General features: G+C 36.6%; 16 protein-coding genes. 11 read left to right on the top strand and 5 right to left on the bottom strand.

Going from position 1 to position 13,756, the window contains the following annotated elements; genetic code table 11:
- The first annotated feature begins 72 nt into the window (after positions 1-72).
- The 6 genes from QM481_RS01135 to QM481_RS01110 all read left to right on the top strand — a co-directional run bounded on the left by QM481_RS01135 (position 73) and on the right by QM481_RS01110 (position 3,862).
- Positions 73-648 carry an RNA polymerase sigma factor gene (locus tag QM481_RS01135; RefSeq protein WP_283380320.1) on the top strand — a complete coding sequence of 192 codons (576 nt, stop codon included), beginning with the start codon at positions 73-75 and terminating at the stop codon, positions 646-648.
- A gap of 4 nt (positions 649-652) precedes the next feature.
- Positions 653-946 (top strand): hypothetical protein, encoded by a 294-nt coding sequence (locus QM481_RS01130; protein ID WP_283380319.1) that lies wholly within the window; start codon positions 653-655, stop codon positions 944-946.
- A 36-nt stretch (positions 947-982) separates the two neighbouring features.
- Positions 983-1,453: a Spy/CpxP family protein refolding chaperone gene (locus QM481_RS01125; protein ID WP_283380318.1), complete on the top strand. Its 471-nt coding sequence runs from the start codon at positions 983-985 to the stop codon at positions 1,451-1,453.
- Positions 1,454-1,756: 303 nt separating this feature from the next.
- Complete coding sequence (locus QM481_RS01120) at positions 1,757-2,509, top strand: YHYH protein (protein WP_283380317.1); 753 nt, start codon at positions 1,757-1,759, stop codon at positions 2,507-2,509.
- Between the two features lie 157 nt (positions 2,510-2,666).
- Positions 2,667-3,233, top strand: a complete 567-nt coding sequence (locus QM481_RS01115) for a toxin-antitoxin system YwqK family antitoxin (protein ID WP_283380316.1) — start codon at positions 2,667-2,669, stop codon at positions 3,231-3,233.
- Entirely contained in the window at positions 3,233-3,862 is a 630-nt protein-coding gene (locus QM481_RS01110; protein ID WP_283380315.1) for an SCO family protein, read from the top strand. Before QM481_RS01115 ends, QM481_RS01110 begins: the two co-directional genes overlap by 1 nt.
- Before the next feature lie 256 nt (positions 3,863-4,118).
- Here QM481_RS01110 and QM481_RS01105 read toward each other — a convergent pair whose 3' ends face one another.
- The 3 genes from QM481_RS01105 to QM481_RS01095 form a co-directional block, all read right to left on the bottom strand.
- Positions 4,119-4,790, bottom strand: coding sequence for a hypothetical protein (locus QM481_RS01105; protein WP_283380314.1), 672 nt, complete (start codon positions 4,788-4,790; stop codon positions 4,119-4,121).
- 12 nt (positions 4,791-4,802) lie between these two features.
- On the bottom strand, positions 4,803-5,411 hold the full coding sequence (locus QM481_RS01100) for an outer membrane beta-barrel protein (RefSeq protein WP_283380313.1): 609 nt from the start codon (positions 5,409-5,411) through the stop codon (positions 4,803-4,805).
- A gap of 309 nt (positions 5,412-5,720) precedes the next feature.
- Complete coding sequence (locus tag QM481_RS01095) at positions 5,721-6,320, bottom strand: hypothetical protein (RefSeq protein WP_283380312.1); 600 nt, start codon at positions 6,318-6,320, stop codon at positions 5,721-5,723.
- A 277-nt stretch (positions 6,321-6,597) separates the two neighbouring features.
- Between QM481_RS01095 and QM481_RS01090 the strand changes: the two genes are divergently transcribed.
- The 5 genes from QM481_RS01090 (at position 6,598) to QM481_RS01070 (ending at position 10,988) form a co-directional block, all read left to right on the top strand.
- Positions 6,598-7,314: a ribonuclease H1 domain-containing protein gene (locus tag QM481_RS01090; RefSeq protein WP_310589655.1), complete on the top strand. Its 717-nt coding sequence runs from the start codon at positions 6,598-6,600 to the stop codon at positions 7,312-7,314.
- Between the two features lie 88 nt (positions 7,315-7,402).
- Positions 7,403-8,095 carry a tRNA1(Val) (adenine(37)-N6)-methyltransferase gene (locus QM481_RS01085; RefSeq protein WP_283380311.1) on the top strand — a complete coding sequence of 231 codons (693 nt, stop codon included), beginning with the start codon at positions 7,403-7,405 and terminating at the stop codon, positions 8,093-8,095.
- A 61-nt stretch (positions 8,096-8,156) separates the two neighbouring features.
- A complete protein-coding gene (locus tag QM481_RS01080; RefSeq protein WP_166549482.1) occupies positions 8,157-9,107 on the top strand; it encodes a glycosyltransferase family 2 protein in 951 nt (316 codons plus the stop codon).
- Positions 9,108-9,139: 32 nt separating this feature from the next.
- Positions 9,140-9,928 carry a tRNA threonylcarbamoyladenosine dehydratase gene (locus QM481_RS01075; protein WP_283380310.1) on the top strand — a complete coding sequence of 263 codons (789 nt, stop codon included), beginning with the start codon at positions 9,140-9,142 and terminating at the stop codon, positions 9,926-9,928.
- Between the two features lie 55 nt (positions 9,929-9,983).
- Positions 9,984-10,988: a hypothetical protein gene (locus tag QM481_RS01070; RefSeq protein WP_283380309.1), complete on the top strand. Its 1,005-nt coding sequence runs from the start codon at positions 9,984-9,986 to the stop codon at positions 10,986-10,988.
- Between the two features lie 218 nt (positions 10,989-11,206).
- Here QM481_RS01070 and QM481_RS01065 read toward each other — a convergent pair whose 3' ends face one another.
- Both QM481_RS01065 and lepA read right to left on the bottom strand, forming a co-directional pair.
- The gene (locus QM481_RS01065) at positions 11,207-11,668 is read right to left on the bottom strand and encodes a hypothetical protein (RefSeq protein ID WP_283380308.1); all 462 of its coding nucleotides are present in this window, start codon (positions 11,666-11,668) and stop codon (positions 11,207-11,209) included.
- 222 nt (positions 11,669-11,890) lie between these two features.
- Entirely contained in the window at positions 11,891-13,678 is a 1,788-nt protein-coding gene (gene lepA, locus QM481_RS01060) for a translation elongation factor 4 (protein WP_283380307.1), read from the bottom strand.
- Positions 13,679-13,756 lie beyond the last annotated feature (78 nt).

Below are 13,756 nucleotides of genomic sequence, written 5' to 3'. Positions count from 1 at the left end.
GTAAACCGCAGGTTTTACTTTAAATATAACGTCTAAACTCCAAATACCAAATCACTTGGCTAAATTATCTCTATGACTGAACAAGAACTAGTAAAAAAACTACAACAAGCCGATCAATTGGCTTTCAAACATCTTGTCGATAAGTATCAAGACAAGGTGCAGAATACTTGCTGGGGTTTTGTGAAAAGTTCGACAGAAGCAGAGGATTTGACACAAGAAGTTTTTATTGAAATATATGAGTCTATTCATGCATTCAAATTTGAATCAAAGCTTGGAACCTATATCTATCGAGTGGCAGTAAATAAATCTCTCGACTATATACGTAAACAAAAAAGTCAAAAGCGTTGGGGAGTAATATTATCTATCTTAAGCTGGAGTGAAAACAAAGAGTTGCCCTCTATGCCAGACTGGGAGCACCCCGGTGTCACTTTAGAAAATAAGGAAAGAGCCAGTATCTTGATGAGTAAAGTCGAGGAATTGCCCGACAATCAACGTGTGGCTTTTACGCTTCATAAAATCGAAGGGCTTTCGTACCAAGAAATCGCAGAGGTAATGCAAGTATCATTGGCTTCTGTCGAATCTCTAATTTTTAGAGCAAAACAAAATTTAAAAAAGAAACTACAAGGATATTATCAGCAAGGAATCTAACACGATGGAAACAAATAACGATGAAATAGAAAAGACCCTACAGAGCCTAGATACGCTCGAAAGGGTAGAAGGTAATCCATTTTTGTTTGCGAAAATTCAATACAGAATTAGCCAACGAAATCATATAAAAACCATTAACCCTGTTTGGAAAACGGCTGGGGTAAGTTTTGCATTGCTACTGTTATTCTTCAACGTACTGACGGTTTGGAATAATTTGAAGTCCCAAAATGAAACAAATATTATGGTCGAATTAGGTAATGAATTTGGTATAAATACTGGTTTGTCGCAATTGTACTAATTAATAGATGCTCTATTCAAAAAAATATTTTTAGATATGAAATTATTCTCTCCTTGGATATTCGCTGGTTTGGTAATCATGAATATTGCTTTGCTAGCCGTAATTTGGCTGGGACGCCCTGCTGGAAGACCTCCACATGGTCAGCCTTTTGGTATGGGGCACGAAGGACCTCGTCTTCAACATTATTTGGAGTCAAAATTGAATTTTGATGAAAAGCAAAAACAAGCTTACGAAACACTGATTCATGAACATCGTCGCCAGATAGATTCCCTCCATCTAGCGATTCAAGAAGCCAAAAAAGACTTATACAGTAAAGGGTTATCACAAAATGATTCGATTATCTCTCAAAAGCAAAATCAGATTGCGAACCTTATAGCCAAACAGGAGCAGATCAATTTTGACCATTTCAGAAAAGTAAGAGATAAAGTCTGTAATCCTCAGCAGCAACAAGAGCTCGACAATATGATTGGCGAAGTGCTGGAGCAAGTATCAAGACCTCCAAGATAGCAATAAGTTGAGACTGAATATTTAGCAGATAAGTAATCAGAAATTCAAATAACGTAGTGACAGCCCATGCGGTTACAGTGTTAAATGTATTAACCGTAGTGGTAACTCTTGCAGTTACCTCATTCAAAATGGCAACTGCTAGAGTTTCAGCTACACCCCAAAAACGATAAATAAGAACTCTGTTGAACAAAATAAAAACCTTCGTACAGTCCTAACTCACAATTCATCAATAATGAGACATCTCTACCCACAATTATGTTTACTCAAACTGGCAAAAACCTTTTGCCTTAAATTTTAAAAACTATGAAAAAGCAATTATTTGCATTGGCTTTTATGGGTTTGTTTGCTTGTAAAAGCGATAATACAACGTCTGTAACTCCTGACAATACCACTACGACTTCGGACGTGGATATATCTGTGGTACAATCTAAGTTTTCGAATTCTGGTTTATCTGTTACAGTTGAAGGCAATTATTTGGTCATTAAAAGCAATGGTATTCCCAATCATAAAAGTCCCTATTTTCAATCAACAGATGCTAGATACGAGGCTTATAATGGAATCAATACACGTTTTAATCTAAATCCTAATCGGATATCCTCACAGAATTTAGTGTTTAAAATACCGCTTCATCCTGCAAAAGCTAGTACACATGCTTCTACGCCTCTAGGACCAATTGGTGTTTCACTAAATGGCGTTCCATTTTTTAATCAATATGCAGGACCCAATCAGCCTTTGACCAATGAGATTAATTCTTTTGACCAATACTTAGGTCATCCTCAACAGACTGGGCAATACCACTATCATCAGGAACCTGCTTACTTGACCACTCAAAACGGCAAATCAGCTTTTCTGGGTTTTCTGCTAGATGGTTTTCCAGTCTATGGACCTCAAGAAAATGGTAAGGCGGTATCCAATGCTGATTTGGATACTTATCACGGACATTCGCATGTAACAGCGGAATTTCCTAAGGGAATTTACCATTATCATATAACAGATGCCGATCCTTACATCAATGGCTCAGGCTTTTATGGAACAGCAGGAACAGTCAGTCAGTAATAAGGTGGAATTGTGAGTGGGTGTGAATGTAAGTTTTTAATTATCAATAATTTATATTCAAAGCTCCCCACTCATTATTCAACAATTCCTAGTTCAAGACTTAGTCTTGGACTTACTTTTTAAACAGTTTATAACTGTTATTAATATAAAGTTGAATATGAAATTTTACCATTGCTTAGTTCTCTTTTTAAGTCATATTTTGCTGTTCGCTTGTGAAAAATCACCACAACATTATCGGTGGGATGATAAGGCTTTTGTGTACCAACAAGATGTTCTTTTTTATCAAGGAAAACCTTTTTCAGGCGTGCTCGATACCTTTTTCCCAAACCATCAAAAATCTTCGGAAAGAGTTTATAATCATGGAAAGCTTGAAGGATGGGAAACACAATGGTATGAAAATGGTAATTTGTCAGAGAAACGTTTTTATCGCAATAATCAAAAAACTGGGCATCATTTTGCCTTTTGGCAAAATGGTCATAAACGCTTCGATTATCATTTTGTGGAAGATATGCCTGTTGGTGAACATAAGCAATGGTATCAGAGTGGACAGCTTTTTTCCTTATGTCACTATAATGAAAAAGGTCAACCTTCAGGAAGACAAAGTTTTTGGTATGAAAATGGAAAACTCAAAGCCAATTTTGAGGTAGTCGAAGGAAGAAGATTTGGATTATTAGGTGCTAAAGGTTGTATGGGCGAAAACGAAAAACTTCAAACGGGATTATAATGAATAAAATAACTCTTGTTGTACTCATAAATGTACTTATTGCAAGTTGTTCTACTTCTGAAAAGAAGACGAAAATACCCTATTACAATACAGCAGATTTTACCACTATTTGGAATGCTGACAGTGTCACACATCATATTGCAGATTTTAGTTTCCAGAATCAAGCAGGTCAAAAGGTGACGCTCAATACGGTAAAAGGCAAAATCCATGTTGCCAATTTTTTCTTTACCATTTGTCCAAGTCTTTGTCCTCGACTGATGGATGGCATGCAAAAGGTGGCACAAGCGTATGCCAAGGATAGTTCAGTCAGAATTATGTCCTACAGCGTTATGCCCAATCGTGACAGTGTTGCAGTTTTGGCACGTTATGCAAAGACAAAAAATATAAACTTGCCTCAATGGCATTTGTTGACAGGAGATAAAAAACAGATTTATGATTTGGCAAGAAAATCCTATTTTGCGGATGAAAATTTAGGTGTAGCTAAAGACGAAAACAATTTTTTACATACCGAAAACTTTATTTTGGTAGATTCCCAAAACCGAATTCGTGGAATATATAATGGTACCTTAGCCACAGATGTAGAAAATTTGATTGCGGATATTCGAGAGTTGAAAGAGGAGGGGAATTGATAGAATTGGCGAGATATGCATCTCGAATTTAGTGAATTGTGGTTGAGTGAATGAGTGATTATGTTACAATTTATATTCTAGTAGTAGAGACGCAATGATTGCGTCTTAAGCCAAGTTATATCTAGTATAGTAGCATCAAAAAAGCGGTCGAAAATTGTTTTCTGACCGCTTTTTTGATGAAATATTGGAGAATGCCCCTAATGCTAAAATCCTGAATGACTCAATCTCAATTCACTAATTTAGCGACAACTCATGTTTAAAATACATACCGTATACCAATACCCAGATTAAGATAGATAGTAGGTGAAATGTTGTACCTAATCTGAATAATCCTAGAGGTAGACATCATCGTTTCACTATTTGTTTGACTAAAGTCTAGCCCAAATAAATTTGAACTTACAATCGGTACAACGAGTGCTAATTTCTTACTAACGAAATAGCTTACTCCTCCTGAACCTTCCAAAGTTACGCCTGTAGAGAAGGTGTTGGTATCTTCATTGTTAGACGGCCTAAAGTCATCGTAAATAGTTTGGGAAGTATTACCTGCATAAAGATTTCCTTGAAGCCTTCCATAAATACCTAAATTCCCAAATATTTGTTTGTAATATTCATTTCCTACACCTAGGGAGAATTTGTAATTTGAATTATTCGTACTGTATGTAGTTGCAAATCTGTAATCTGTTGAGGATTGTGTAAATCCTAAGGTCCAGAAGCGAGCTTTTGATTTGGATATAAACTTCCCGTAGGTAACATTTAGAGTAGATGATAAATCATCTTTTTGATTTTGATTGTAGTCCTTCAGTCTTGTTGTTCCAATATTGAAACTACCTTCCAAGTATTTTTTGCCTTCACTGTATTGTCCAAAGCTATAGAAATTAAATAGTAGACAAATCGATATAACTAATAAGCTAAATTGTAACGTTTTCATGATTTTTCTAGGTTAGAGTGTTTTACCGATAGCAATTTTGAAAGAACCAATATTTGGGGATAGGGCAACATAAAAATTTTCTGTTTTAGCAGGTTGTGAATCTGATTTTTGATAGTTAACAGAGCCTATATTAGCACTACAATCAAGAAAAAGTTTACTTTTGAAATGATACCTTAATCCTACATTAGCTTGAATGGAGGCATGAAAACCATCACTTTTATAGCCATTGTTCGATCTGGTAAGTAAATATCTCCCTATACCACTAGCTTCTGCATATAGACCAATATTTTTGTTGAGTGGCTGAAATTTATTGATAAAATATCCTGCTCCAATACTATGTGAACCATATTTAGAGGAACTGCTCGATTCATGCCACTCAAGCGTATAATCTGCTAACCAGCCTCTCGAAACCTTATTGTCGCCAAATTTTCCAAACTTGAAATGTAAGTTTAGGTTTTGTTCATGAGCTAAAGCCTGTGATGAAGTAAAGGCGTTTCTAAAGTTTCCAATAAGTCCGCCACCGACCACCCAATATTTAGTGCCTGGGTCGTATTGTGCTTGAGATGAATTATGGACCATGAGTAGTATCACAGTCAAACAGGTTAGAAAAAGTATTTTCATGTAAGTATATGGTGTTAAAAATTTGTACGAAAGTAAGAATCCTTAAGTACAATTCAAGTGATTTAACAAAACTTTAACAAAAAGAGAGCGCTCTACCTATGGCAGAGCGCTCTTCTATATTACTCGTTTCTTAGTGCGAAACAATCCTAATTGAACAAAACGGTGTAGAATAAACGTAATATTGTACTTTATATAAAAAACAAATAATAGATGCTAAAATGACTGTATAGATAGAATTGAAACACTTTATATCTACTTTGGTAAAATCTACCACTAACTGATATACTACTAACCAGTAACATCTACAATCTAAAAAGTCTTGCCTATAGATATTTTGAAAGTTCCAACACTTGGTACAATCGCACCAGAAAAGTTCTTTACATCACCCATACTTTGATATTGAAGCGTCCCTACGTTTGTTCCTAAATCCAAGAACCATTTGTTCTTCATACTGTAGCGTAGCCCAACATTACCTTCAATCGTTGCAGCCCAACCATCAGTGCCAGTGCTTCCTTTTGAGGTATTGTATAGATATTGTGCTTTGCCAACGGCTTCAGCATACAAGGCTAAATTTTGAGTGATTGGTTGAAATTTGCTCACAAAATAGCCTGCTCCAAAACGATGCTGGTAATAGGTCGTGTTAAGAGTAGACCCTGATGATGTTAAAAGACTATAGTCTAAAAGCCAACCTTTTGCTACATTGTTTTCTCCAAATTTTCCTTTTCTAAAAGTCAATGAAATTGCATTGCTATGTAAATCTTCTCTGCCAAGATTGCCAAATGTGGTGTTATTAGTAGCTAACGAACCACCTAGTTGCCAGTATTTTGTATTAGGGTCGAACTGTGCTTTTGAGGTAAGAGAAAGTGCGCTCAACGCGGCAACACAACAGGTTAGAATGAGTTTTTTCATGATGTAAACGGTGTTAAATTTTGAACAAAGCTAAAAGGTCATTTTTAGAAGAACAATAGCAAAAGCAGTTTAACACGCTTATTTAACATTAATTAACTAAAATCAGCACTTGGCACTTCTATGTTCTTTTGTGGTAAACCTCAAAGATTATTTATCTGAAATTAGTAGTGTACGAAGGGAGTATTTCGGATATGGGAGTTTTTTCTTGCTATATCTTGTAAAAAATAAAAGTAGTTTTCTGTATTTCCGAAATCAGCAATCCCCAATCTGCAATAGTATGAACAGCAGAGACAAAATATTTACGCATGTTGATTCTTTCGAGATAAAGCCGAAAATTGATTATCTTCACGGTTTTTTAAGAGAAATGGCAAAAAAAGCAAAATATTATGCAGTGTGGAAGGGAAGAAAAACGGGTGTTTTTTCTTCGTGGGCAGAAACTGAAGAAGCTGTAAAAGGCTTTGAAGGGGCACAATACAAATCCTTTGATACAGAGGCGGAGGCCGAGAAAGCTGCTAAGGGAAACTACTGGCAGTCTGTGCAACAAGGAGCTACTGGAGCAAAAGCGGTAACCAAGAAAAATGTAGGAAAACCCTTGGCCAATAGTATTTCTGTAGATGCTGCCTGCTCTGGCAACCCTGGCGTGTTGGAATATCAAGGAGTTGAAACTTCTACGAAAAGAGTCTTATTTTCGATGGGTCCATTTCCTGAAGGAACTGTAAATATCGGAGAATTCTTAGCTATAGTGCATGGTTTGTCTTTCTTGCAAAAACACAATTCTGATTTGCCCATTTACTCAGACTCAAAAACGGCTTTGAGCTGGGTCAGAAATAAAGCAATAAAAACGAATTTAGAACGTAATGCTAAAACCGAAGAGCTTTTTCGATTAGTAGATAGAGCATTAATCTGGTTGAAAAATAATACGTATTCAAACCAAGTGCTCAAGTGGGAAACCGAATTCTGGGGCGAAAACCCCGCGGATTATGGAAGAAAGTAATGAGTGATTGAGTGTTTTGTGATTTAGTGATTATTATTAAAAATCACTAAATCACAAAACACTCAATCACTAAATATTATAAACGTATATGTTTCAGTTCAAGCAATTTACCATACATCAAGACCAGTGCGCCATGAAAGTGTCTACCGACGCTTGTATATTGGGTGCTTGGGTAGATGTTGCTCAGGCTGAAAATATTTTAGATATTGGTTCAGGAACAGGGTTGTTATCATTGATGATGGCACAGCGAACCAACGCAGGTATTGATGCCGTAGAATTAGACCTACCAGCTTTTGAACAAGCCAAAAGTAATATTGCCGAAAGTAAATGGAGTGATAGGATAGGAGTATTTCACGGAAAAATACAAGATTTTTCTCCTGATACAAAATATGATTATATTGTGTCAAATCCTCCCTTTTATCAGAATCATTTGAAGTCGGAGAAGGTACAAAAAAATCAGGCGCATCATACCGAAACTTTAAGTTTTGAAGAACTTTTGGATTCGGTGCTTAGGTTACGGACAACTTCTGGTAAATTTGCAGTATTATTACCAGCTTATGAGGCGAAAGTCCTTGAAGACTTGGCAGTATCAAAGGGATTATTTCCACAAAAAAAATTGACTGTTCGCCATCGTGAAGGCGCAAAGATTCTTAGAGTTATTGTTGAATATGGAAGTGAGCCAGAGATTCTGGAAAACACTGAATTACTGATAAAAGATGCTCAAGAACAATATACAGGTCAATTTAGCGCATTATTAAAAGAGTATTATTTGATTTTTTGATAAAGACACCGTCTATCATTCGTTATCGAGTCATGCGGTAACATTTCTAATAAACAAAATTATGTTAGCAATTTCGATTGTAGTACCACTATATAATGAGGAGGAATCTTTGCCTGAACTTTGTGCATGGATTGAGCGAGTGATGGATGAAAATCAATTTACCTACGAAGTGATTTTTGTGAACGATGGGAGTAAAGACCGCTCTTGGCAGGTGTTGAAGTCTCTTGCCGCACAGAATCCTCGTATCAAAGCTGTTTCATTTAGTCGCAACTATGGTAAATCTGCTGCTTTGCACGTGGGTTTTCAGAAAGCTCAAGGAAGTGTGGTGATCACAATGGATGCTGATTTGCAGGATAGCCCAGATGAGATTCCTGAGTTATATCGCATGATTACGGTTGAGGATTATGATTTGGTTTCGGGTTGGAAACAAAAACGTTTTGATCCACTTTCGAAAACGATTCCTACTAAACTCTATAATGCGGCTATCAAATGGATGTCGGGTATTAATCTGCATGACAATAACTGTGGTTTGAAAGCCTACAAATTAGAGGTAATCAAAACAATCCGTCTGTATGGCGAAATGCACCGCTACATCCCTGTTCAGGCTAATTGGAACGGTTTTTCAAGAATTGGAGAAAAAGTAGTGCAGCATCAGGCTCGTAAATATGGTACAACCAAGTTTGGTATCGAACGTTTTCTTTACGGATTACTAGATTTACTTTCAATTACTTTTGTCCAAAAATTTGGCAAACGTCCAATGCACCTATTTGGTAGTTTGGGTATCTTGTCATTTTTGGTAGGCTTATTTATTACACTTTACTTGATAGGTGATAAAATTTACAGCATTTCCAATCATATTCCTTTCCGAAATATTACTGATAATACGTGGTTTTATTTGGCGTTGGTAGCGATTATTATAGGTTCACAACTGTTTTTAGCTGGTTTTATTGGCGAATTATTAACCATGAACTCTGATAGAACTACTGATTATCAAATTAGAGAAGAACTTTAAAGATTTTAAGTAAAAGATATTTTCAATAAAAAATGAGTGATTTAGCTTGGCTTGGTAGAACCAAATTGTTGGTAGGTGACGAGGGAATTCAAAAATTACAAAATGCTCACGTATTAGTGGTGGGCTTAGGTGGCGTTGGTTCATTTGCTGCCGAATTTGTCGCGCGCTCAGGCGTTGGCACAATGACGATTGTAGATGGCGACGTGGTCGACCCATCCAACCGTAACCGTCAGTTACCTGCATTGGCAACCAATCATGGGGAGCCCAAAGCGGATATTATGACTGAGCGATTGTTGGCGATTAATCCAGAATTGAAGTTAACAACCATAAAGGAGTTTTTATCTCCAGAAGCAGCTGAAAAGCTTTTGAGCGAAAATCAGTTCGATTACGTGATGGACTGTATTGACTCAATCACCCCAAAATTAACGCTTTTAAGTACAGCGTATAACAAGGGACTCAAAATCGTAAGTTCGATGGGAGCAGGAGGAAAAGTAGATCCAACATTGCTTCGCACCGCAGATTTATTTGAAACTCGTCAATGTTATCTCGCCTCATTAGTTCGTAAGCGTTTGCGTAAAATGGGAATCCGTTCGGGCATCAAAGCGGTTTTTTCTTTAGAAAAACACGACGATGATTCTTTGATGTTGACCGATGGAAGCAACTTCAAAAAGTCAGCTTATGGGACAATTTCTTATATTCCTGCGGCATTTGGAGGCGTTTGTGCATCAGTGGTAATTCGCGATTTATTGGGCTATCCGATTAAAATGGAGAAAAAACCAAAAGAGATGGTAGCTCGTGAAAAGAAACAGAAAAAGAAATAATATACCTCATTACCAGTGTTTTACGGTTTTTTGAAGCACTGGTATTTCCTTCCTCATGCGTAGATTTATTTGGACTATTCTCAAGTTTTCGATTATTCCGATTGTTGTAGGCTGTTTGTTTTTGTTGGGATACTGGTATTTTGATCCCTTCAAAGTGCTGCATAGCTACTCGGACTTTTCAAAACCTGTGATTGTTCCCAATAGAGATTATGTTTCTACCGAGACATTTATTCGCAATAATCCTCAGTTTCATTATAATTCTTTCATTTTGGGGAGTTCCCGAACGATGGCATTTAAGCCAGCACGTTGGAAAAAATATTTGCCTGAAAATGCAGAACCTTTTCTTTTTGATGCTTCCAATGAGTCTATTTATGGGATTTACACTAAAATCAAATGGCTAGATAGACAAGGAGTGAAGTTGAAAAATGTACTACTCATTATTTGTCATGATCGTACGTTTACACATACTTCAAACGTCGATAATCACTTGTATATCAAACATCCGAAGGTCTCAGGGGAGTCAGTATTAGATTTTCAAACGCTATTTCTCAAAGCGTATATACAACCTGACTTTTGGATTCGCTATTATGGGTATCAATTATTGGGCTATCAAAGTTGGATGAAAGGCTTTATTCAAGAAAAGCCCATCTATTATGATACTCGAAATAATACCATCTATATGCCTTTTCAGGAGCGTTTGGTAAGTCAACATCCAGAAGAGTACTATCAGGAAAAAAAGGGCGTGTTTTATCAAAGAAAAGGTCAGAAGACAGATAAGTCAATTTTAATTGAATATCGTCAGGAAAAAATGCTTCAAGAGATAGCTGATATTTTCAAAAAACATCATACGGACTACAAAATAATTTTGAGTCCATTGTATGAACAAGTCAAGTTTCATCCCACAGACTTGGCTCTATTACAAAAATTATTTCCCAAAAGAGTGTATGATTTTACAGGAAAGAATGGGTTGACAGAATATTATCAAAACTTCTACGAACAGAGTCATTACCGTACAGGGGTAGGCGATGCCATTATGAGAAAAGTGTATGGTGAGAAGTAAATATGAGTCATCCCGAATTTTAAAATTAGGGTTATTCTCCAAATTTTCATCAAAAAAGCGGTCGAAAAATAGTTTTCGACCGCTTTTTTGATGAAAATATACTTGATATAACTTGGCTTAAGACGCAATCATTGCGTCTCTACTACTAAAATATAAATTGTAACATAATCACTCATCCGCTCAATCACTAAGTTAGGGATAACTCATATTTTTGTATCTTAAAAAATCTCCTTTATCGTATAATAATGACGATTGATTTGTGCCTGCTCCCCAACAGTTTTTCCCTCGAGTGCTTTAAATACTGGTGCTTGGTCTGATACTAGCATAAAACGTTCGTTATTTAATTCTATTTGAGGCATATTTATCGCGAATACAAAATTAAACTGCTCCGTTTTTACAATACTTCCCACACCAACTTTAGCGTCGATTTGTACATCTCGAAATAATGCTTCGAGTTTATTTAGCTCTGCTTTAGCATTAGCTAAGTGGATTTTTTCTTGCTGAATATCTTCAACATCTTCTTCTCGACGAGCGTCGTCACTTCCTCCGAAACTTCCAACTTCTAAAGAGGTAATACTTTCTTTTAAGTCAGAAAGACGTTTTTGAATATCTCTTACTAAGGTTTGTTGCTGTTGAATTGCTTTTTCAAAAAGCTGCTTTTTTATTGTTAACTTTTCCATGTTGCTTACGGTTTTGATTGATAGCAAGATAGAAGGAATTATTACCTATAAGAATGAGAAAGATTGGATAAGTATATGAGTGAAGTTAGGTGAATACGGGTTAAATCGGCAGTATATAAACGACAAAAGCCCAAACTTACGTTTGAGCTTTTGTCGTTTATAAAGAAAGAGGATTTTTTGAAAAATAGTCATTATTCAAAAAATCCTCTTTCTCATTTAATGCTAGTCTAGTTTCAATACAGCCATAAATGCTTCTTGAGGAATTTCTACGTTACCTACTTGACGCATTCTTTTCTTACCTTTTTTCTGTTTTTCCAATAATTTACGTTTACGAGAAATGTCACCACCGTAACATTTTGCTAATACGTCTTTACGAAGCGCTTTAACCGTTTCACGAGCAATGATTTTTTGACCGATTGCTGCTTGAATAGCGATTTCGAACTGTTGGCGAGGTAATAATTCTCTTAACTTTTCGCACAAACGTTTACCCCATTCGTAAGCTTTTTCACGGTGTACAATTGCAGAAAGCGCATCGACTGGTTCTGCATTGAGCATAATGTCAAGCTTCACCATGTCACTTTCTTCATAGCCTTTGAATTCATAATCCAATGAAGCGTATCCACGAGAGATAGTTTTCAATTTGTCAAAGAAGTCAAATACAACTTCAGAAAGTGGCATATCAAACTGTAACTCAACACGGTCAGAAGTCAAGTAAATTTGATTTTTGAGAATACCACGTTTGTCCATACAAAGCTTCATAATCGAACCCACATACTCAGACTTCGAGATGATTTGCGCTTTGATGAATGGTTCTTCTACGCTATCAATTTTGTTAGGGTCTGGTAACTCAGACGGAGCAGATACCCAAATTTCACCTTCGTTTGTTGTATTTACTTTGAATTTTACTGAAGGTACAGTTGTGATTACTGTCATGTCAAATTCACGTTCCAAACGCTCCTGAACGATTTCCATGTGCAACATACCCAAGAAACCACAACGGAAACCAAATCCTAAGGCAGCAGAAGTTTCGGGCTCCCACACCAACGAGGCATCGTTCAATTGCAATTTCTCCATCGCATCACGAAGATCCTCAAACTCGGTGGTGTCTACAGGATAAATACCCGCAAATACCATTGGTTTTACCTCTTCAAAACCTTGAATCATATCCAAGCAAGGTTTGTCGCGGTGTGTGATCGTATCACCAACTTTTACTTCTTTGGCATCTTTAATACCTGAAATCAAGTAACCTACGTCACCTGCTCTTACTTCTGATTTAGGTTCTTTATCAAAACGGAGCGTACCAATTTCATCGGCGGTATATTCTTTGCCAGTGGCTACGAATTTTACTTTATCACCTTTTTTGATAGTACCATTATATACACGGAAAATTACTTCGATACCACGGAATGAGTTAAATACCGAGTCGAAGATAAGTGCTTGTAATTCAGAATCTGGATTGCCTTTTGGTGCAGGTACACGCTCAACGATTGCATCCAAAATATCTTTGATACCAATACCTTCTTTTCCTGAAGCATGAATAATTTCGTCACGGTCACAACCCAAAAGATCTACTACTTGGTCTTTTACTTCTTCAGGCATCGCTCCTGGAAGGTCGATTTTATTCAAAACTGGAATAATTACCAAGTCATGATTCAAGGCCAAGAAAAGGTTTGAGATAGTTTGAGCTTCGATACCTTGTGAAGCATCAACAATCAATAATGCTCCTTCGCAGGCAGCAATTGAGCGAGAAACTTCATAAGAAAAGTCAACGTGTCCTGGAGTGTCGATGAGGTTAAAAGTATAACTCTCGTCGCCGTATTGATAGTTCATTTGGATAGCGTGTGACTTGATAGTAATACCACGTTCACGTTCCAAGTCCATATCATCCAAAAGCTGAGCTTGCATATCACGCTTTTGAACAGTATTAGTAAATTCAATCAAACGGTCGGCTAGAGTACTTTTGCCGTGGTCAATATGTGCAATAATGCAAAAATTACGAATGTTTTTCACGTTTCGTTTAATTTATCTGTTGTTTCTTTTGCGATGCTTTTTGATACCTTAGGCATCGTAAACCCACAATTCTTCAAA

This window comes from Flectobacillus rivi (genome assembly GCF_030056655.1).
GTDB classification, from domain to species: Bacteria; Bacteroidota; Bacteroidia; order Cytophagales; family Spirosomataceae; genus Flectobacillus; species Flectobacillus rivi.
The sequence above is the reverse complement of the archived record's forward strand: the minus strand, read 5'-3'. Positions and strand labels throughout refer to the sequence as shown.